The 22,064-nt window shown below is 37.3% G+C and carries 16 protein-coding genes; 6 read left to right on the top strand and 10 right to left on the bottom strand.

The window, feature by feature from the left end; genetic code table 11:
* Window positions 1-263 precede the first annotated feature (263 nt).
* Together epsC and MKY49_RS01960 are read left to right on the top strand one after the other, a co-directional pair.
* On the top strand, window positions 264-1,190 hold the full coding sequence (gene epsC / locus MKY49_RS01965) for a serine O-acetyltransferase EpsC (protein ID WP_274795433.1): 927 nt from the start codon (window positions 264-266) through the stop codon (window positions 1,188-1,190).
* 264 nt (window positions 1,191-1,454) lie between these two features.
* The gene (locus MKY49_RS01960; RefSeq protein ID WP_274795432.1) at window positions 1,455-2,837 is read left to right on the top strand and encodes a dipeptidase; all 1,383 of its coding nucleotides are present in this window, start codon (window positions 1,455-1,457) and stop codon (window positions 2,835-2,837) included.
* Between the two features lie 51 nt (window positions 2,838-2,888).
* Here MKY49_RS01960 and MKY49_RS01955 read toward each other — a convergent pair whose 3' ends face one another.
* Window positions 2,889-3,461, bottom strand: a complete 573-nt coding sequence (locus MKY49_RS01955; protein ID WP_341385491.1) for a nitroreductase family protein — start codon at window positions 3,459-3,461, stop codon at window positions 2,889-2,891.
* 92 nt (window positions 3,462-3,553) lie between these two features.
* Entirely contained in the window at window positions 3,554-4,048 is a 495-nt protein-coding gene (locus MKY49_RS01950; protein WP_274795430.1) for an amidase domain-containing protein, read from the bottom strand.
* Between the two features lie 182 nt (window positions 4,049-4,230).
* Here MKY49_RS01950 and MKY49_RS01945 point away from each other — a divergent pair, with 182 nt between their 5' ends.
* A complete protein-coding gene (locus MKY49_RS01945) occupies window positions 4,231-5,253 on the top strand; it encodes a DUF2804 domain-containing protein (RefSeq protein ID WP_274795429.1) in 1,023 nt (340 codons plus the stop codon).
* Between the two features lie 94 nt (window positions 5,254-5,347).
* Here the strand turns inward: MKY49_RS01945 and MKY49_RS01940 are convergent, their stop codons facing one another.
* A complete protein-coding gene (locus MKY49_RS01940; RefSeq protein WP_341385490.1) occupies window positions 5,348-6,064 on the bottom strand; it encodes a glycerophosphodiester phosphodiesterase in 717 nt (238 codons plus the stop codon).
* 169 nt (window positions 6,065-6,233) lie between these two features.
* Here MKY49_RS01940 and helD point away from each other — a divergent pair, with 169 nt between their 5' ends.
* The gene (gene helD / locus MKY49_RS01935; protein WP_341385489.1) at window positions 6,234-8,462 is read left to right on the top strand and encodes an RNA polymerase recycling motor HelD; all 2,229 of its coding nucleotides are present in this window, start codon (window positions 6,234-6,236) and stop codon (window positions 8,460-8,462) included.
* A gap of 264 nt (window positions 8,463-8,726) precedes the next feature.
* Here helD and MKY49_RS01930 read toward each other — a convergent pair whose 3' ends face one another.
* The 4 genes from MKY49_RS01930 to MKY49_RS01915 form a co-directional block, all read right to left on the bottom strand.
* Window positions 8,727-9,593 (bottom strand): GNAT family N-acetyltransferase, encoded by an 867-nt coding sequence (locus tag MKY49_RS01930; protein ID WP_341385488.1) that lies wholly within the window; start codon window positions 9,591-9,593, stop codon window positions 8,727-8,729.
* Window positions 9,594-10,033: 440 nt separating this feature from the next.
* Complete coding sequence (locus MKY49_RS01925; protein ID WP_341385487.1) at window positions 10,034-11,866, bottom strand: ABC transporter ATP-binding protein; 1,833 nt, start codon at window positions 11,864-11,866, stop codon at window positions 10,034-10,036.
* A complete protein-coding gene (locus MKY49_RS01920; RefSeq protein WP_274795424.1) occupies window positions 11,866-13,587 on the bottom strand; it encodes an ABC transporter ATP-binding protein in 1,722 nt (573 codons plus the stop codon). The genes MKY49_RS01925 and MKY49_RS01920 overlap by 1 nt, the downstream gene beginning before the upstream one ends.
* Window positions 13,588-13,653: 66 nt before the next feature.
* A complete protein-coding gene (locus MKY49_RS01915) occupies window positions 13,654-14,547 on the bottom strand; it encodes a DMT family transporter (protein WP_274795423.1) in 894 nt (297 codons plus the stop codon).
* A gap of 186 nt (window positions 14,548-14,733) precedes the next feature.
* Here MKY49_RS01915 and MKY49_RS01910 point away from each other — a divergent pair, with 186 nt between their 5' ends.
* Window positions 14,734-16,761, top strand: coding sequence for an EAL domain-containing protein (locus MKY49_RS01910; RefSeq protein ID WP_312505094.1), 2,028 nt, complete (start codon window positions 14,734-14,736; stop codon window positions 16,759-16,761).
* 42 nt (window positions 16,762-16,803) lie between these two features.
* Here the strand turns inward: MKY49_RS01910 and MKY49_RS01905 are convergent, their stop codons facing one another.
* Both MKY49_RS01905 and MKY49_RS01900 read right to left on the bottom strand, forming a co-directional pair.
* A complete protein-coding gene (locus MKY49_RS01905) occupies window positions 16,804-17,271 on the bottom strand; it encodes a threonine/serine exporter family protein (RefSeq protein WP_274797256.1) in 468 nt (155 codons plus the stop codon).
* A gap of 21 nt (window positions 17,272-17,292) precedes the next feature.
* The gene (locus MKY49_RS01900) at window positions 17,293-18,045 is read right to left on the bottom strand and encodes a threonine/serine exporter family protein (protein ID WP_274795420.1); all 753 of its coding nucleotides are present in this window, start codon (window positions 18,043-18,045) and stop codon (window positions 17,293-17,295) included.
* A 339-nt stretch (window positions 18,046-18,384) separates the two neighbouring features.
* Between MKY49_RS01900 and MKY49_RS01895 the strand changes: the two genes are divergently transcribed.
* Complete coding sequence (locus MKY49_RS01895) at window positions 18,385-19,794, top strand: polysaccharide deacetylase family protein (RefSeq protein WP_341385486.1); 1,410 nt, start codon at window positions 18,385-18,387, stop codon at window positions 19,792-19,794.
* A gap of 73 nt (window positions 19,795-19,867) precedes the next feature.
* Here MKY49_RS01895 and MKY49_RS01890 read toward each other — a convergent pair whose 3' ends face one another.
* Entirely contained in the window at window positions 19,868-21,973 is a 2,106-nt protein-coding gene (locus tag MKY49_RS01890) for a beta-propeller domain-containing protein (RefSeq protein WP_341385485.1), read from the bottom strand.
* Between the last annotated feature and the right edge of the window lie 91 nt (window positions 21,974-22,064).

Genomic DNA, 22,064 nt, shown 5'->3' with positions numbered 1-22,064 from the left:
AAATATATTGAGGTATGTTCATTTTAGCGGGGATAAACAAACGACAGCAAAAGGAGAATCCCTTTTAATTACAAGTTTTTCAGAGGTAAATAAAAAAGTAATCTACAAATAAATATAAATATTGTATATAGACTTATTACACTTCTTCTCAAATAATACTTGTTAAAAGAATTTGAATAACTATCTCATAAATGGATGAAATGCTATATACTTTTATTACATCAGTATTTTTATATTATGAAAGTGAAGGGTGTGATTTATTTATGAATTTAAATGATTGGCTAAATGAAAAAGTTCCAGAAATCACAAGTTCATTAAACGATATTAACCGGCAATATGTTGATATCGAAAATTCAATAGGCTTTGTTGGGCGCAATCAAATTTATAAAATTTTAGATAATTTTCACGAAGTGCTGTTCCCAGGTATTCATACGGCTCCACCGATCGATAATACTCGAATCAATATTGTAAGTAGTAATAAACTGCGTGAAACGGCATTAGATTTACGTGATATAATTGAAAAAGTATTAATTTACAATATGGAATATAATAGCGATACAGACAACTGCACGTGTCAAGAGGATGCGGACCGTATTGTAATGAAGTTAATCTCACAATTCCCGAATATCCGTAAAATTTTGCAAACAGATATTCAGGCAGCATACAACGGTGACCCGGCTGCTCTTTCTACAGAGGAGATTTTATTAAGCTATCCATCAATCGTAGCTGTATATATTCACCGTATTGCACACGAGCTATATGAACAGGGCGTACCGATTGTGCCACGTATTATGTCAGAGTATGCACACAGTTTAACAGGAATCGATATTCATCCAGGGGCAACAATTGGAGAATCCTTCTTTATCGACCATGGCACAGGGGTCGTTATCGGTGAAACATGTAACATAGGCAATAACGTCAAAATCTATCAAAGTGTTACATTAGGGGCATTAAGCTTCCCTCTTGATGAAAATGGTAATCCAATTAAAGGAATTAAACGACATCCTAATATCGAGGATAATGTCGTTATTTATGCAGGTGCAACAATTTTAGGTGGCGAGACGACGATCGGCCATGATTCAGTGCTAGGCAGTAATATTTGGCTAATGAATTCAATCCCACCCTATTCACGTGTCTACAACTCACCACCATCACCAAACATTAGTAGCAGTAAAACAAAAAAGAGTTAATATAAACTCATCTTCCCTACAAATTTCATAGATGAGCTAACAAATAAAAGATCTCCACCAAACCGAATTAACCCCCGATGGCGAAGATCCTCCCAAAGACACTGTTGAGCCAACAGTGTCTTTTATATATGAAACAGGCATCTATGCTGAAAGAAAAAATTACTCCCTCTGAATCATAAAATCAGAATCGCAGCTATCAATACTTTCGAGTTTTGATATGCTATACTATTTCTATTATCGAAATATTAGAAAGAGGGATGCTAGATGACTAATTTACAGCAATTAGATGCTTATTTTGTAGAACATCGTGAAGCACATTTAAATGAATTGAAGGAATTTTTACGAATTCCAAGTATTAGCTCTTTATCTGAACATAAGGAAGATATCCAACATGCCGCACAATGGTTAGCTAGTGCGTTTGAGAAACTAAATCTTGAAAATATCTCTATTACCCAAACAGCTGGGCACCCTGTTGTCTATGCAGATTGGCTACACGCTGAAGGAAAACCAACGATTTTATTTTACGGTCACTATGATGTGCAACCGGTTGATCCATTAAATTTATGGGATAGTGAGCCGTTTAATCCTACAATTCGCGACAATAAATTATTTGCTCGTGGTGCTAGTGATGATAAAGGGCAAGTGTTTATGCACTTAAAAATGATTGAGGCACTATTTGCGACAACGGGGACTTTACCAGTTAACGTTAAATTCATTTATGAAGGCGAAGAAGAAATCGGCAGCCCACACCTACCAGCCTATGTAGAGCAAAATAAGGAAAAATTAGAAGCAGATTTAATTTTAATTTCTGATACAGGTCTCTATGGTCCTGGTAAGCCTGCGGTTTGCTATGGCTTACGTGGTTTAACAGGCATTCAAATTGATGTTCGTGGGGCTAAGGGAGATTTACACTCTGGACTTTACGGTGGTGGCGTACAAAATGCCATTCATGCATTAGCTGAAATTTTAGCATCCTTCCGTGATGAACATGGAACAATTCAAGTTGATGGCTTCTACGATAAAGTATTGCCTTTAACAGAGGAAGAACGTGAAGCTTACCTTGCACTTGGCTTTGATGAAGAATCAGTTAAACAGGAAGTTGGCGTAAAAGAATTATTCGGTGAACAAGGGTTTTCATACTTAGAACGAACTTGGGCACGTCCAACACTTGAGGTGAATGGTGTATTTGGTGGTTTCTCTGGTGAAGGCATCAAAACAGTTTTACCTGCTGAAGCTGGCGCTAAAATCACATGTCGTCTTGTTCCAAACCAAGAGCCTGATGAAATTGTCGCCCTTTTAAAAGCGCATGTTGAAAAGCATAAGCCTGCTGGTGTGGAAATTAACATTTCTGAATTCGATAAAGGTCGTCCATTCTTAACTCCATTCGACCATCCATTTATCCAAGCAGCAGGACGTTCTTATGAAAAAGTGTATAATGTACCAACTGCTTACACACGTGGTGGTGGCTCTATTCCTATCGTCGCTGCATTTGATGAAATTTTAGCATTACCTGTGGTGTTAATGGGCTTTGGTCTATCAAGTGAAAACTTCCACGCACCAAACGAGCACTTCCATCTAGAAAACTTCGATAAAGGCTTACGTGTTTTAAGTGACTATTTATTCGAGGTTGCTGAATTACAAAAATAATAGTTTCTAACAAATAAAAATCCCATCGCTTTTTAGCGAAGGGATTTTTTGTTACTCACCAAACACAGTGACAATTTCAGCAGCCTGTTTGCGTTCTCTACCTTTTGGCACTTCATCAAAATAGCCAACTTGTAGCATGGCAATGACACGCTCTCCTGGTTGAACTTTCAGGGCCTCACGGAATTTTGGATTGTCTAAGAAGGCTGGTGTTTTCCAGCAAGAGCCGATTCCTCTATCCCACGCCAATAATTGTATATTCTGAATGAAGGTACTTGCAGCAGCGTAATCTTCTAGACGCTCTTTTTGACGAGCATCCTCTGGCACGATAACAAAGGCATAACCACCTGGTAATGTAAACTTCATCATTTGCTTTGCTAAATCTTCACTTGAAAGCTCCTGCCATTTTGGAATAGTCAGGTCACGTAATAAATGATGCAGATCTACAATTTCCTTTCCACAAGCTACAACTAAGCGCCAAGGCTCTCGGTTACCGTGATTCGGGGCCCATACTGCATCATCAATAATAGCCATTAAATCTTCACGCTCTACAGGCTGACCATTAAATTTTTTAATGGATCGTCGTTGTATAATTGCATCTCTAACAGATAAAATTTGTTCGCTCATATATCTATTCTCCTTCTACCACAAGACAACATATTTAAATTATTTCTTCTATCTTTCACATTATCATAAAATGATATGCTTTAACACTACCTCTATGCAAAGCTGTCGTCTATATGATAGAAAAAGTAAGTCATGCTCGGTGTATAGGCTGTAGAGTCCTCGTAAAAATACGGTCGATTAATACTATCCGAGGTATGCGCATTCACATAAGGTATGCCATTTTGAATGCTTGTGACAATCACAGAGTGGTCGATCCTTCCATTTCCTTGAAAATCATAAAAGATAACATCTCCCAGCTCTAATTCCTCAGCATATTGCACACGCGTGCCTTTTAATCCAGTTGTAGATCCCTCTAAATACCATCTTAATGAGTGGGCTACGGACCAGCTAAAGCTCCAATTCCCTTGTTGCATCCACCACCCTTTATCTCTGCTAGGTGCTCCTCGCATTGGTGCGCCGCCTGCTAGTAAGCACTGAGATATATAATTTGTGCAATCAACATCAAAATTAGGAAACGCAGGATTACGTCTATTCCACCATAAATTGGCATACTGAACAGCAGCCTGTCTGTTATACATTTTCGCCATACATCCCCTCCTCATGCCATCATATGTCTACTTATATATTTCTATTAGTTAGGTCCTTCCTCTTATTCTTACCTGAAAACAGCTATAATCAGCATGTTCTTTTCCATTTTCAAGAACATTTTTGCTACAATAAGGTTTAAAGAAATGTAGATTTTATTTAATGACCAGAAGGGATGTTCAATGTGAAGCAGCATGCTGAGAAAGAAATTTTGCAGCCAACTCTTTTATGCGATAAAAAGGGTAATTTAAATCCAGCAGCCATCGGATTTGCACGTAAACCACTCATTAATAGTAATTTAAGCGGTCATATCATGCGTAAAAAGAAATGGAACTATTGGTGTGTCTATGGTGATGAAATCCTTTTCTCTGCTACAATTAGTCATCTAGATTATGCAGCAGTCTGCTTCGTTTATTTTCTTGAATATGAAACACAGCGCTATTTCGAAAAAACGATTACAATTCCCCTCGGTGGTAAATTAAAAATGCCTTCACAGGTTTTAGAATCCGTTTCCTTTAAAAATAGCGAAATGATGATTGATCAATTATTTATTCAAAATGAAACCCATTTATCGGTTTCCATACCAAACTTTGATGGAGACGTTTTACGTGCAAAGCTTATTATTCAACATCCTCCTACAGACGAAACTTTAAATGTTGTCATCCCTTGGAATCGTAAAACATTTCAGTTTACAGGCAAGCATCATATACTACCAACTTCAGGTTTTGTCACAATTGGTACTCGACGTTTTAATTTCTCAGCTGAAGAAAATTTTGCAGTGTTAGATTATGGACGAGGTATTTGGCCCCGTGAGGCATTGTGGAATTGGGGAATGGCTTCCCAGCGGGTTCGTGGACGACGCATTGGACTTAATTTAGGAGGTAAATGGACAGACGGCACTGGCATGACTGAAAATGCAATTTTTGTGGATGGTAAAATGACAAAAATACATGAGGATTTATTGTTTCAATATGATTCCGAGGATTATATGCAGCGCTGGAAAGTAAAAACAAAATTCTCTAATCAAGTCTCACTAACATTCTCTCCATTTTTTGAACGTGTTGCTCAAACAAATGCGAAATTGGTTAAATCAGAGGTACATCAACTATTTGGTTATTATGATGGCTCCATTCTACTCGATAATGGTGAAACACTGGTTATTCAACAGATGCTTGGAGGCATTGAGGAACATCGCGCTAAATGGTAGTACACATCTTATAGAAGACGCCGCTTCCCGTGGGTATTACTATAATAACTTGTTATTCCACGGAAGCTTGATGTCTCCTAGCACCCCCATTGCTCTAGCTAAGGGCAAGAAGTATTTTCTCAGGATCATCTGTAAATATCGCGTGTATACCAAGCTGTTGCAAAGATCGGGCATGGCGCTCATCATTAACTGTATAAACACGAACGATTGCCCCTTCAGCTAATGCTAATTTAACTGATTTGCGAAAGGCTGTCGGTAGACTAACATGTAGTGCTTTAGCTGGGATGAGAGCAATATAAGTCGTAAAATCCACTAAAACCTCTGCGAACAATGCTGCACTTTCAATATATGGCGCAATTTGTGAAACGGTTTGTAAGGATTCATGGTTGAAAGATGAAATAATGACTCGCTCTGTCATTTGCTGTGCTGCAACCTCTTTGAGAACAAGTGCTTCAATTCCTTCGTATGAAATAATATCTGTCTTCAGCTCGATATTAATTCGATGATTTGTACCTGCAAACAGCTCCAATACTTCTCCTAGCGTAGGGATCGTTTCTCCGCTGAATTTCGGCGACATCCACGAACCAAAGTCAAATGTACGTAACTGTTGTAATGTAAAATCTTTCACATAGCCTGAACCATTAGAGGTACGATCAATTGTTTCATCATGTATGACTACCACCTCTTTATCTGCTGTTAAATGAACATCTAGCTCAATTCCCGCAATAGGAAGCCTAGCTGCCGCTTGAAATGCCGCAATTGTATTTTCTGGGTAGTGTGCCGAGACACCTCTATGTGCAAAAATATCCAAAATCATTAACCTCCTCTATTTCCTTTAAAGAAACTTAAAAAATAAAGCTTTCCAAACCTCAATGTAATAGTAGCATAATTAACTTTTCTGCTTTCACTTGATGGTAAATATTATATATAGTAGTATGATAATCTACTTTGAAATTGTAAGTACCTAGGAGGTGCTAAAAATGACTGTACAACATCCAGATTTTCAGGCTGAAGTAGAGCGGTTGGCATATACCCAAAGATATATGCAGCAAATACTCAATGAATCACAAAGAGATTTACAATCGGCCCAGGAAAATATTCGTAAATCTATGGCTGACCTTGATTACTTAGATTCAAGTTTAAGTTATTTAAATATCTTAACAAATGCCAGATTCTTTGAAATGGCTCGTAACCAAAAGGAAGGCCTAGAAGCTGTTCGTAAGAAGCCATACTTTGCTAGAATTCATTTCCAAAAGACAGGCGATCCAGAGGAATTTCTCTACATCGGGAAAACCTCACTCTTTCATCGCGAAACCCATGAGCCCATTATTGTTGACTGGCGCTCACCTGTAGCCAATGTCTATTATGATGGACGTCTTGGCGATATGGAATATGATGTCCGCGGAGAAGTTCATAAAGGACATCTCTATGCTAAAAGACAATACAAGATTGAGAATGGCGAATTACTCGATATACGTGATATTGACTTAACAACAAACGATGAACTACTGCAAGAAGCGTTAGCTGGGAAAGCAGATGTTCGACTAACCGAAATCGTCTCGACAATTCAAAAGGAGCAAAATGACATTATCCGAGCACACCTTCGTCAACCAATTATTGTGCAAGGTGCAGCAGGTAGTGGAAAAACAACAATCGCTCTACACCGTATATCTTACTTCCTCTACACAATGGGTGAGAACTTTAATCCAGAGCAGCTCATGATTTTAGCACCGAATAAGTTATTTATTGATTATATCGGAGATGTTTTACCAGAGCTCGGTGTCGATAAAATTTGCCAAACTACTTTTACAGACTACGTTCTTTCCGCCACTAAATTAAAGCTAAAACTTCAAAATCCGAATGAGCAATTAGAATCGCTTGTTGCTGGAGGAAATCAGGAGCCAACTGCATGGGTCGCTGAAATGAAAGGCTCTCTTTATTATCGTGATGTCATCGAACGTTACATTCAAAAGCTAGAACAGGAGATTGCAGAGCAATTTGAAGATGTATATATTGAAAAATACTGTATCATGCGTGCTTCCCATTTAAAGAAGCTGTTTTTATATGAGTTTTCTTATATGCCTATCGAAAAACGCCTTGCCCATATTAAGAAGGTGTTAACAAGCCATGTCCGTCAAAAAAAACAAGTTGTCCTAGCAACACTTCATAAAAAGTATGATGAAGCATTGGGTAAAGCTTTAAATGGTATTCGGGATGATGAAAAACGACGACGGGTTGTTACTAAATTTATCGATGAACGCGATGAACGTATTCCAGCTATTGAAAAAGAAACGAAAACCACTGCAACGGCATATATGCGACGTTTTACTAAACATAATATCAAGACACTCTATCGCACCCTACTCACTGATGCAGAACTTTTAGCAGAGCTGGCTCCTGAATGGCATTATCTCGAACAACAACAATTTTTACAGGCACACCGGAAAGAACATTGGGCACTTGAAGATTTGGCTGCACTATACTATTTACAAGCCCGTCTAAAAGGCATCCCAGATGAATGGAAAATGCGTGTTGTCTTTATTGATGAGGTACAAGATTATAGTTTATTCCAGCTTGCTGCTTTAAAAACAGGTCTCGATACAGATATGTTTACAATGGTTGGTGATTTAGCCCAAGGGATTCACAGCTATCGTTCATTAACAGCTTGGGAGCCTGTACAAAGCTTGTTTCCACGTGCAAGTTTCCGAACATTACAAAAAAGCTACCGAACAACCATCGAAATTATGGAAGTAGCTAACCAAATATTAGCGCAAATGAGTGAACAGCTTCCTTTGGTAGAGCCAGTTGTTCGTCACGGTAATGTACCAAGTTTTATTCAAGCTGATCATTTCGATGCTTTAAAAATTAAAGAGATCTTTGAAGCTATTCGTCAAAATGGTCATCGTTCCATCGCTTTAATTTGCAAAACTACAGCGGAAGCTATCACGATGTATCAGACATTAAAAATGAGCGATATTGCCTCACAGCTCCTAACTGAAAACGAATCGATTAATCAGGAAATGTTGCTTGTTGTACCAAGTCATCTAGCTAAAGGACTTGAATTTGATGCAGTGATTGTAGCTGCATTTGATACACCTTTCTATGATACGCCAATTGATCGAAAGCTACTTTACGTAGCACTTACACGAGCAATGCATGAGCTGTACTTAATAGGCCCATCCAAAAATACATTTTTATTGGAAAATTAAAAAGTCGCTAGAAGGCGACTTTTTTATCGATCATCAATTTCTTGGTGGTAATCTATAAAACTTCCCTTTCGATAAATAAGCTTTTACTACTTTCCACCATGAACTAGGGGCTTCCTTTGGAGGAGACTTCTTTTTAGGCAATGCTGGCATGCGCATGATCACGACTCCTTTCTTAAAGCTTATTAATATTATATGAAGATAGTAGGTAATTATGCTAAAAAAGAGCGATGAGTTGATGTTTACTAACACTCATCGCCCTTTTTCCTATTGTTTTACATAATAATCAATTTGTTGTGCCTTCATAAAACCAGCCTTTTCATAGACAGATAGTGCTTTTTTATTGTCGATTTCTACGTCGAGCATGACAAATTTTGCGCCAACTTTACTCGCATAATCCTTTGAAAAAGAAAGAAGTGCCGTTCCAATACCTTGTCCTTCATAATTAGGATGAACAGCAAGAGCAGTTACCCACTGGATTTCATTTTCCTTAGCTGTCGTTACAGTTCCAACCATATCACCATCTCGATAGGCAACCCAAAGTTTTCGTCCATTAGTAGTAGTGTTAAAAGCAATGAGTTCCTTAGATTCTTCCGGTAAATCGCCAAACGCCTCACCATAAATAGAGATTAGTTCTGCCTCCTCACCATCATAAGGTTGAATGTTAATATCATTTTGTAACGCTACTGGTTCTGCTTTAGTCTCTAAGGTTGCTTCTGAAAAACTGTAATCAAACCCTTTTTGTTCAATGAATGTATGCCCAAAAGGAGAGCCATCAATTACGACTGCTAATTGTCCCTCTGCTCTTCTTTCCTCTAGTCCCACTTGGATACTCTCAACTAATGCCGTTCCAATACCTTTTTGTCGATAGGCAGGTGTCACCACTAATGACCATTCGTATGTATGAAGCCCAATTAAATCAATGGCACTTGCAGCACCAACTAACAAATCTTTATCATCCTCGTACGCCAATACCATAAAACCCTTTGATTCGAAAGAGCTGGCCATAGGCACATTCATAATGGTTTCGTATACTCGATAATCATGAACTGTTGCTTCTTCACATAATAATTTTACTTCCTTCAATGTTTCTCCATCTAATGGGAAAGACACTGTCATCACTGAAATATTCATCTTTAACTCCGTTCCTATGTCAGACTATTGCCCTATTGTAGCAAGAATGAAAATAAACTGGCAACAAAATATATTAATACCGCTGTTAATCAGAATTTTACTTCAAAAACCGGAATAATAAAAGGATTTATACTATAAAAGTTCAATGAAATGACTGAAATTTACTAGAAATCATAGATATAAAATAATATACTTATTTCACAAAATTAGAGATATTTAATCTTTTTTCTTAGTTACTTTTAAGCTATACAATCATTCATACTATATAATAATTTACATTTATTATACCATTTATTCAAATTAATAACATTTGTAATTCAACTAACAAGAGGCTAAATGGATATCAATTAAAGAAAAAACCAAACTATTGTGGGAAATGTCCAATTTAGTATCCCGTAATAGTTTGGTTTTTCTGTTTTTATTCATTTATTTACGTTAACTTATTCTTCAAGATGATGGGAGGATGAATGAAGCATTTGTGCATAAAGACCACCAGATTCGATCAGTTTTTGCTGAGATCCTGCTTCAACCAACTCGCCTTTATGCATAACTAAAACTAAATCGGCATTATGCACAGTATTTAAACGATGGGCAATAACGAAACTTGTGCGTCCTTGCATTAATGTATCAAGCGCCTCTTGTATTGCCATTTCTGTTACAGTATCGATACTACTTGTTGCCTCATCCAATAGCAAAATTTTCGGGTCAGCAATAAGTGCTCTCGCTATAGAAAGCAATTGCTTTTGACCTTGTGATATCTCGCGTCCATCTGCAGCAAGAACTGTTTCATAGCCATCTTTGAGCTTCATGATAAAATCATGTGCGTTAGCTCGCTTGGCAGCTTCTTCAATCTCTGCATCACTGGCATCTAGCCGACCATAACGAATGTTTTCACGCACAGAAGCCTCAAATAAATACGGGTCCTGCAAAACAAAAGCCATTTGAGAACGTAAGGATTGTCGATCTATTTGCTGCACATTTATGCCATCAAATAATACTTCACCTTTTGTTACCTCATAAAACCGTGCAATAAGTTGAAGAATTGTCGTTTTCCCAGCTCCTGTTGCACCAACAAGCGCTACCGATTGTCCTGGCTCCACTTTAAAATCAACATCCTTTAATGTATAAGCTTCCTCTTCTTGTTCGTATTTAAAGAACACATGCTTAAATGCCACATGCCCCAATAACTGATGCTTTTGAGCTGAAACAGTTTCCTCTTCTTGTTGTTCGTCAAGTAAGGCAAATACTCGTTCTGCGCCTGCAATAGCAGATAGTACCGTATTAAATTGGTTTGCTAAATCATTCAATGGACGTGTAAATTGCCTAGCATATTCAGTAAATATAACAATAACACCTATCGATACATGCCCGTATAGTGCGAGCACTCCCCCTATGCCTGCTACAATGGTAAAACTCATATTGTTTAAGAAGTTCATCACCTTTGGGATATAACCAGAGTAAGTCTGTGCCCAAAAACCTGTTCTTCTTAGACGCAAACTTTTTTCACGGAACTCCGCTTTCATTCGTTCCTCTTGTGAGAAAGCCTTAACAATCCTCTGCCCCGAAATAGTTTCTTCTATCATGCCATTCAAGGCTCCAAGAGCGGCTTGCTGCTCTTTAAATAAGGGCGCTGTCCTTCGTGTAATCCAACGCATGGCCCAAAACATAAGTGGAATAATTGTCATCGTCAGTACTGTCAGCAATGGGCTTAAACTGAGCATAATAATAACGGTTCCACCAAGCGTAAGTATGCTTGAAAACACTTGGATAAAAGAACTGTTTAATGTGGAGCTAACAGCTTCAATGTCATTTGTCATCCGACTCATTAATTCGCCATGCTGACGGCGATCAAAGAATGCAATGGGCAATCGTTGAAAATGAGCAAATACACTTGTTCGCAGTCTATATATCGTTTGCTGTGCAATCCCGATCATCCAATAATTTTGTAGGAAGAGTGAGACAGCTAACAAGGCATAAATACCAATTAAAAAGCCAATCCCCTTTCCTAGTCCAGAAAGCTTGCCGTGCATAACATAGTGATCGATCATTTGACCAATTAAATAGGGGCCAGCCAAAGCTAACACCGAACTAATCATCACTAGTAGAAGTACTACGATGAGGAGTGCTCGTTGTTCATCAACAATTTTCCATAATCGCAGCAATGTACTTTTCCAATCAGATGCACGAGGTCCCTTTTTTTTCTGCACAACCTGCTTCAAATCATCTTTTGTCAATATCGGCTCATAGCCAAAAGGTTTCTGGAAAAATCCCATTAATCCTCCACCTCCTGTTGAGAGATTGCAATTTTTTTATAGAGTGTTGACGTTTGTAAAAGCTCTTCATGTGTGCCATATCCAACTACTTTTCCCGCATCGATTAGTAAAATGCGGTCTGCACCTTTAGCCGTACGTATTTTTTGCGTGACAACAAGCATTGTTGCCCTCTCTTCACTCAATGCTTCCCATAATGATTGTTCGGTTTTTACATCTAGGGCACTTGTGCTATCATCAAGCATTAAAATATGTCCTTTTCTCAAAAGGGCTCTAGCAATCGATAGCCTTTGTTTTTGTCCTCCCGATAAATTGACACCTTTTTGTCCCACCTTGGTATCATAGCCATTTGGAAAATCTTCAACAGACGCATGTATTTGTGCCTGCATAGTGGCCTGTAATACAGCATCCATTTCGGCCTCTACATTTCCCCAACGTACATTATCAGCAATACTACCAGTAAACAATAACGATTGCTGTGGAACATAGCCAATGATTTCGCGTAGCTCTTGCAATTCCCAGTGTTGAACATCCTGCCCTTCTACCAATATTCTTCCGTGCGTTACTTCATAAAAACGAGGAATAAGCTGCAACAATGTTGATTTTCCAGCACCAGTCGCCCCCATAATCGCTAATTTTTCACCGGACTTAACTTGGAAGCTCACATCTGACAGGACAGGTGCATCTCCCCCCGGATAAGTAAAACTGACATGTTCAAACATTAACTCCCCATAGCGCGAAGGATGACCTACCTCCTCAGAAAGTGACGTATCTTCTACTTCATTTTCCATAGAAAGGACTTCTGCCATTCGTTCTGCAGAAGCTTTCGCTCGTGCATAAAAAATAATAATAAATGCAAACATTGAAAATGAGCCAGTCATACGCATCGCATAATTGACAATAGCTACAATATCGCCAAGCGGTGTAGTTCCTGACGCAATTTGCTTTGTACCAAACCATAAGACTGCGAGCAGACTCATGTTCATAATGAATAATAGTACGGGCATAATATATTCCATTATTCTTAACGCTTTTACAGTATCTATTTTTAAGCGAGAAGCAACCTCATCAAAGCGCGTAGCTTCATACGTTCCTCGTAAATAAGCCTTCACTAATCGAATTGCCTGTAAGTTTTCCTGTAAAACCCTATTTAAACGGTCGACTCTCTTCTGTACCCGTCCAAAATATGAAACACCCTTGGCCACCATAAAAATTAGAAAAACAAAGATAATGGGTGCACCAATAACTAAAAATAATGCCAGCTTTGCATTCACAACAAATGCCATTATAATGCTGCCTATAACAGCAAGTGGTGCTCGGAGCATAATACGTAAGCTCATAAATAGCACCGTTTGTACCTGAGTAACATCATTCGTTAATCTTGTAATAAGAGAAGCAGTAGAAAATTTTTGATAGGTTGCTAGCGTAAAGGATTGTATCTTATCAAACATGGCATTTCTTAGGTCATAAGAAAAGCTTTGAGCTGTATGGGATGAAAAATATGAATTGATGATTCCTGCCATAAAGGCAGTAAATGATAAAGCAAGTAAAACAGCCCCCCATTGCATAATCATCCCTTGATTTTGAGCCCGTACTCCTTCATCAATAATTTTTGCCATAATGAGGGGTTGCACAAGCTCAACAAATAATTCTAAAAGCATTAAAAATAAAGCAAAGATGGCTGTCCATTTATATGGTTTTACATAGGAAAAAACTTCTTTCATATTCTTTCCCCCTTGTTGTAAGAATCAACTTTATTATAGTTAAAAACTCCTAACTTCATAATAGATTTATGCTTTTTCACCCGCTACTGAAAGCCAAGTTACACAAACAAGCATAACGAATACTCCAATTAATTGCCAGAAACCTAAAGAGGTGCCGAATACAATAACCGAAATAATCATTGCTGTTAGTGGTTCGATACTGGAGAGAATACTGGTTTCAACTGCCGTAATATATTTCATACTACTTAAAAACAAAATAAAGGCTACTGTTCCAAAAAAGATTAAAGCAGCTAATAATATGAGGATTTTAAAATCTGTTAAAACACCCCATTGGTTGGACTGCCAAACACGGCTTACTAAGCCTAATGTGAAGCCACCTACGAGCATTCCCCAACCAACTACTAATAACACTCCCCACTCCTTCATTAAGCGTGCAGGGTATAATGTGTAAAAGGCAAATGTTAAGCCTACCGCAATCCCCCACAGCAAGGCTTTTGGACTAATTAGCAAACTCTCAAATGAAGCATTCGTTAGTAATAAAAATAACCCTATAAGGGTACCAATAATACCTAATACTTGATATTTTGGTGGCATCTTCTTTAAACTAAGAGAGACATATGCCACAACAAATATAGGCGCTAAAAACTGCAGGAGAGTTGCCAGTACAGCATTACTTTCGTTAATTGCTGCAACAAATGCAAATTGTACACCTAGCATCCCAGCTATACCAAAAATAATAAGCTGTCTGCCCCAAAGTTTTTGCTGCCAAATACCAAAAATATTTTTTCCAGTTAACAATAAATATGTAAGTAGTAATATACCTGCAACCGTTAAACGGATTGTTAACATAAAGGAAACTGTCAACGGTGTATGGTTAAGTAACCACTCCATTAAAGGACCAGTTGCTCCCCATAATATAGCTCCCGAGACAATAAATACTATTCCTTTTAACCGTTTCATACCAATCCTGCTTCCTATAAACGTACTAAAAACTGTTATTTTTCTTCAAATCTTTTCATATATTTCACGAGAAAAGACCCATATTTTTTCATCATCAAATATTTACAATTATATTCATAATGACTAATTCCCGATAATTATCTATAATATTAGTATATATTGATTACCCAAGGAGATCGAATAATCATGAGTCACATGCATAAATCGTTTACGATTGATGAACATTATTTAAATTCACTTCCTTTTCCTGCAATTATCATCAATCAAGATGGACAAGCGACTATCTGGGGAAAGAGCGCTGAACATCTGATTGAATTATCAGTAAATGATGTTAAAGGAAATACTACTCCATCTATACACGAAAATCTACTACGCCAGCTCCCTGTAGAAACATTTCAATCTATTTTACAAAATGAGGACAGCACGTATCTAGATAAAATTACAGTACAGACAACCTCAAATATGGAACTGACGACAGCTTTGCTTACTAAGCCTTTTATAGAAGAAGGAGAGCGCTTTATTCTAATGATATTTATGCTACCAGAATTAATGACAAATGCTGTTTCAGATTGCACTACATTTGTAAATCTCAAGCAAGGTTTAGACGCTACATTCATGACTGTAACACTCGATCAAGATGGTTTTATCTTAGAATGTAATAATGAATTTCTAAAAACAAGCCAATGGACACCTAAGCGTGTTATCGGTAAAACATTTTGGCAATTGTTCCCTGATAATGATGAAAGTGAAAAAGTTAGCAATACTATTTGGCGTAATTTAAACAACGGTCATACGTGGCAGGGGGAAGTTGAAAAAATTACAAAAACGGGACAATCTTATTGGGTACTGCTAACAGCTATCCCTACCTTTAATCTTGAAACAAATGAACAACAATTTTTCTTAATTGAAAAGGATATTACTAAATCGAAGACCATCCAACATCAATTGGAAAAAATCGCTTATATTGATACAGAAACAGGGTTGATGAATGCGCATCGCCTTGAAAAAGTAATTACCACTATGATTGATGACGAAAGACACTTTTCTTTTGTTTATTTAAGTATTGATAAATTCTATACGCTAAAAGAATTACATGATCAACAAATAGAGCAAAGCCTTATTATTGAATTTACAAATCGTATAAAAATGTATTTCCAAGATAGTACGATGGCTCGAATAAATGAAAATGATTTTGTTGTCATCACACCTTTAAGTGAGTGGTTTATTCAAGGCTTTTTATCCTACTTACAGCAGCATCCTATTTATAGCGGCAATATTGCAGTACCAATTTCTATTAGTGGTGGCATCACAAGATACCCAGAGGATCAAACAACATTCTCTCAGCTTATGAAAGCATCTATTGCTACCATTTCTACAGTGCGTGAAGCTGGTGGAGACAAAATTGTTTCCTTATCAACAGCAACACATAAAGCTTTAAATCGTAAAGCTTTAATTGAAAAGCGTTTACTTCAAGCACTAGATCAAAAGAATTTAAAGGTACTCTATCAACCACAAATTGATGTTTATTCTGGGAAAATTACAGCAGTTGAAGCACTCGTACGCTGGGAAGACGAGATAATTGGGGTTGTTTCACCTGACGAGTTAATTCCTATTGCAGAAGAAACAGGTCTGATTAACAACATTGGCTCCTTTATGCTCGAAAAAGCCTGTGAGCAGGCATTGCTTTGGAAAAAAGCTGGACATGATCTAAAAATATCAATTAACTCTTCTGTACGAGAGTTTCGTGATAAAAATATGGCTAAATCCATTCTTGAAATGATCACAAAAACTGGTTGTCCGGCAAATCTACTACAAATTGAAATTACCGAAAAATTTGCTTTAGAAGCCGAAGCTGCAACTTCTATTGCACAACAAATGCGCAAGCTTGAAAACGAAGGCATCTCCTTCATCTTAGATGATTTTGGAACTGGCTATGGTTCATTTAGATATATGCAAATTTTACCAATAGATACTTTGAAAATTGATCAAACATTTACGAATTCACTATTAAAATCTGAAAAGACCCAAAAGCTTATGCACGGTATGGTACAGCTAGGGAAATCTATGGAACTGAAAGTTGTAGCGGAAGGTGTTGAAACCGCTGAGCAAGCTGATTTATTAATTACTTATGGCTGTGACGCAATTCAAGGGTATTATATTAGTAAGCCTGTTACACCAGATGAAATTGAGGATTTACTTAGTAAGCAAAAATAAGTGAATAAGGAGGCTGCGTTGAAAAATAAACGCAGCCTCCTTTTACTTTTTATAGACCTTTTGTAATTTTACCTTACTTGAACGAACTGAACGGAAAATAAGTTGAATAATTACTTCAGCAAAGACAAGTCCAATCACTATCGCACCTGTAATTAAAAATGCCTTTAAGCCATATTGTAAGCCTTGTAAATAATCATCCTCTACCACATTTCTCATGGCATTATAAGCCATACCCCCGGGCACTAACGGTATAATTCCACCTACAATAAAGATAATCATCGGTATTTTAAATCGGCGGGCATATAAATGTGCCACTATAGCAATGACAAACGAGCCAAAGAAAGAAGCTTTGACAACATCCATGCCTTGCTCTGTTAACACAAAATAAATTATCCAGCCAATTACTCCAACAAGACCACAATGAAGGAGTGTTTTTCGAGGAACGTTAAAAATAATGGCAATTCCAGCAGTCGCAAAAAAACTTACAATTATTTGTATAATAATGTCCATCATATCCATATTGTCCGCCTCCTAAAACCCTAGAGTGACGGCAATGGCTGCACCGATGGCAAAGGCTGTTAAAAAGGCCTCTGCTCCTTTTGCCATCCCTGACATAAAATGCCCCGCCATTAAATCACGAACTGCATTGGTTATCAAAATACCTGGTACGAGTGGCATGACAGAACTAATAATTATTTTATCCAATTCATTACCATATCCATACTTTACTGCTAAGAAGGCAACAAAGCCGAGAACAAGTGATGCCGTAAATTCAGAGAAAAATTTAACCCTTGTTAAGTGGTTGATTATCACAAGCACTAGGAAACCTAACCCACCCGCTAAACAAGCTACAGGGAAATCCGACCATCCTCCCTTAAACATAATAAGGAAACAACCGCTTGCAAGTGCAGCTGCTATAACTTGTAAATACGTTGGTAAAAAATAATTTGTTTTTTGTATCGACTTTAGCTCGTCATAAGCTTCTTCTAATGTTATGATGTGAGATGTGAGTCTCCGAGATACTGAATTTACCAAGGCTATTTTTTGCAAATCTGTCATCCTGCTGGAAATTGATGTAATTCTCGTTGGCTGAGTTTTGCCTAACGAAAAAATGATTCCAGTTGGTGTGGCATAACATTGAGCATTCGGCATATTTTGAGAATGTGCCATTCGCAGCATCGTATCCTCCACACGGTATGTTTCTGCACCACTTTCAATCATAATACGCCCTGCAAGTAACAAACAGTCAATTGTAAGTTCATTATCCGCTTCTTGTAAGACCATTACAGCTATCTGCCTCCTTCTAAAGGTTCCTTGCCAATATTATCGAACTGCCAATAAAAACTCAACTGAAAATTTCAGTATTAAATTTTGGCTTTCTTTCAATTTATTTTATTATCGATTAACAATTATTGAGCATGGGTTCTTCTATTTCAGTAGGTATTTTACAATCACTTAAAAAGAAGTACAACTACATATTATTCACTACCTAGAAGAAGGAAAATTGGCGTAAATTAATTTCTATAAATTCACACTAAAAGTTTATAGATTTGTATAACTTTTTTAATGGCTGACACGTCTGATTGTATAGAAAATAAAAAAGAGGGGAGCGTACCCAATACCATGCAGGAACGCAGAAAAAGACGTGGTCCAATAATTGATTTTTTATTACTGGGCCTTATTGTAACTTTAACAACCATTATACTTGTTATTATCCTTTCAAAGGATGAATTTAAGTTTCAAAAGATTAGTGCTTCAAAAGAAACCGATACAGAATCGGTAAATAGTAATTTAACAACAGAAAGTTCTGCGTTTCCAGGTATACGAATTGTTACAGACGTTTCTAATGATAAACGAACACCTTTTGCTATTCACTACCCTCAAACAGATAACGAAGTTTTTAATGATGCCGTATTACAATACATATCGGATTCAAAAGAAAACTATCTAGGATCTATGAAAAAAAATAAAGAAAAGGCAGCGATGGGTGAATTAAATATTAGTCTGGAAACTTTTCCATACCGAGAGCATTATTATTCCTTTGTGCTAACAAAAATGCTGTACCTAGGTGGAGCTAATCATGAAGTTTCAACGAAAACATTCTTTATTGATAACGAAACTGGCGAGCAAATTTCGATCCAAACACTCTTGCAAAATGATGAGAACAACTTAACAACATTAGCAGCAAATGTACGGAAAGATTTGCAAAAAAACCTCCAAATAAAGGATGCGCTTTTTCCTGATGAATTATTGAAAGCAACGGAGCCGAAATGGTCGAACTTCAACCGTTTTGCTATTGTCGACGATTCCTTGAAATTCTATTTCGATGAATATGAGATTGCTAGCGGAGCAGCCGGAGCCCCAATAGTGAAACTACCCCTTTCGCTTATTAATCCATTGTTAGCCTCAGAGTTTCAAATCGCTATGGAAAATGTAAAACCAACAAATCCACCGCCTACAGGTGATCCCAATAAAAAGCGTATAGCATTAACTTTTGATGATGGTCCCCACCCAAAAGTAACAGAACAAATATTAAATATCCTTGATAAGTACCAAGCAAAAGCTACCTTCTTTATGCTCGGTAGTCGTGTACAATATTATCCCGATATTGCCAGAGATGTTCTTGCACGTGGTCATGAAATAGGCAACCATTCATGGAATCACCCTGTATTAACAAAGCTTACGCAAGAACAAGTAATGAAAGAGTATAATTCTACAGCTACTGAAATCGAGAAAGCTATTAATCACGGTGCCACAGTTTTTAGGCCACCTTATGGCGCAACGAATGATACGATTAACGCTGAAATTCCTATTCCTGTCGTGTTATGGACAATTGATACATTAGATTGGAAACATCGCAATGCGCAGCAATTACTGCCAAATATTAAAAATAATTTACACAATAATGCCATTGTCCTAATGCATGATATTCATCAATCGACTGCTGATGGACTAGATGCGGTGTTAGCTTATTTACAAGGGCAAGGCTATGAATTCGTGACAGTTTCTGAGATTATGCCCTATCGCCAATAGGATGTATTATTCCCAACAATTAAATTTAAAAAAGTCCAATGAATTTTTAACGGGATTCATTGGACTTTTCTTACTATTTGAATGTTAATGTATCTAATGGCTTAAAGTTATTTAATTGATAGCTCTTTACCTCATTACGCGCTACTGTATACAATGCGTCATCTATATAGACAACTCGTTGTACAACCTGCTCCCAATTTTCATATGGCTCATTCGTAGAACGATTGATAATATTCCCTTTTAATACGATACCTTTGTCTGCAGTAATTTCGTAAATTTGAGCTCCATGACCTTGGTAAACAATGTCATCCCCTTTACCTGCCTCATACAGCACTACCGGGAAGCCAAAGTAGTTGTATTGCTCATGACGGAAAAGTGCTTTTGGATTGTACTGGACATCAGAGTATGACCCTTTCCCACCAATTTTAACGGTCGACTGCTCTTTCGGGTTACGGTAGTCTGATACATCAAAAAGTGACATCTTCATATTCGTTGTCACAGTAAAATTACGTTTCGTATAAGCATCATAGCGTTGCTCTGTATCATAACCAATGCCAATTAAATGTGTCTCATCTAATGGATGCAGGTAATTACTAAAGCCAGGAATCTTCAATTCTCCAAGTACGGCAGGCTTTTTCGGGTTGGCTACATCGATGACAAACAGAGGATCTACTTGTTTAAATGTCACCACATATGCTTTTTCCCCCATAAAACGTGCAGAATATATTTTTTCTCCAGGTGCCATATCTTTCACTGAACCAAGTGCTTTTAAATGTTCATCTAAAATAAAGAGGTGATTATAGGAAGTACTTTTCTCATCCCATGTATTCCCCTCTGTTGTGAAGATTCGGAAATTGCCTTTGTATTCATCCATTGAATACTGATTTAACACGGTTCCTTTTACTTCCGTACTTCCAGCAAAGTTCAAAGTCGTTCCATCTACATTCCACTTAAAAATTTGAGTGTCTGCTGCTCGTGGTAACCAAATCATGTCCATAGCACGTTTATCTGATGAAGCCGCATGATTGCTTTCATATATTGGAGTCGTTAAATACAGAGCATTTTCCGACATATAAAGACCACTACTACCACCCAGATACCCCTTTGTATTGGCTGTTGTCTTAGCCCCATTTTTTAAATCAACAGCTGTAATTAAACTATAAGTACCATCCATTGTATTAGGTAATATCGAGATTTTCTCTAAAGGTAGACTTTTGTATGCTGTGCCTACCATACTATCAAATGTTTTAGGTTTTAAATCTGCTTTTACATCTTCTTGGAGCATCCAATAATTCGGATACATATTACCAATTAAATATAATGTATCCTTCGTAATGCGAATATCCTGTAAAAAGCCCTCTTGCCCAACATCTCGTACATGCTTTGGATTGCCTGGATTCGAAATATCATAAAAGGAGGCTGTTACCATGGCTGTACCTGCTTTTTCAATATACTCATCCCCAATGGCAATTAATAAATTGTCATATAATGCAAGTTTAGAAATATATCGTGATTCTTTCAGTTTAATGCTCGTAGTCAATTTTAAATTTTTTGGGTCTTTAGCATTCACAACTGTGATGCTTTGATCTTTCGCACTGTAAATAAAGCCCTCTTTTACGACAACAATATCACCCTCTTCTACCCCTTCTACTTGATTATTGGTCGTAGACTCGTTATTAGCTGTTGCATTATCTTCAACCGCTGAACTAGTCGCACTATCTGCTTTTTCTTCCTCTCTAATTCCTACTCTTTGAGTCGACAACAGTTTTTTGAAATATTGTTGTAGTTCTTTTTCAGATTTTACAGCAGTTAACGTCTCTATAATGGTGAATGGAATAACTTGTGATGAGACATTTAATCCCCCCTGTGAGAATGCTTCTTTCTTCACATGTAATTGATAATTACCTGGTTTTAATTTCTTTACAACTAATGTTTTCTGATCTTCTAGCAATTCAATTGTTGCGGGTACTTTTTGACCTTTTTCTGTTGTAATAAAGACATAGTCTTTAGTTATCTTGTTTTTCTTTAAAGCAACTGAAAAAGATGCTTGCCAGCTTTGCTCGGCCATACTTGTGCTTGCTGCCTTTGCAGTAACATCTGTAGTAATCGTCCATGTGAAAATGCCAGGCACGATAGCTAGAACGACAATCAGCATAATTGCCAACCACTTACTTTTCATCATTTATCCTTCCCTTCATATACTTGTTTATCAATTAGACTAGCAAAAGGTTGGAAAGTTACATTTTTCTGAAATTTTTTAACAGGGGCTT

The sequence above is a fragment of the Lysinibacillus sp. FSL M8-0134 genome (genome assembly GCF_038069745.1).
Lineage (GTDB): Bacteria > Bacillota > Bacilli > Bacillales_A > Planococcaceae > Lysinibacillus > Lysinibacillus irui.
This window is presented reverse-complemented; position numbering and strand designations above follow the sequence as displayed.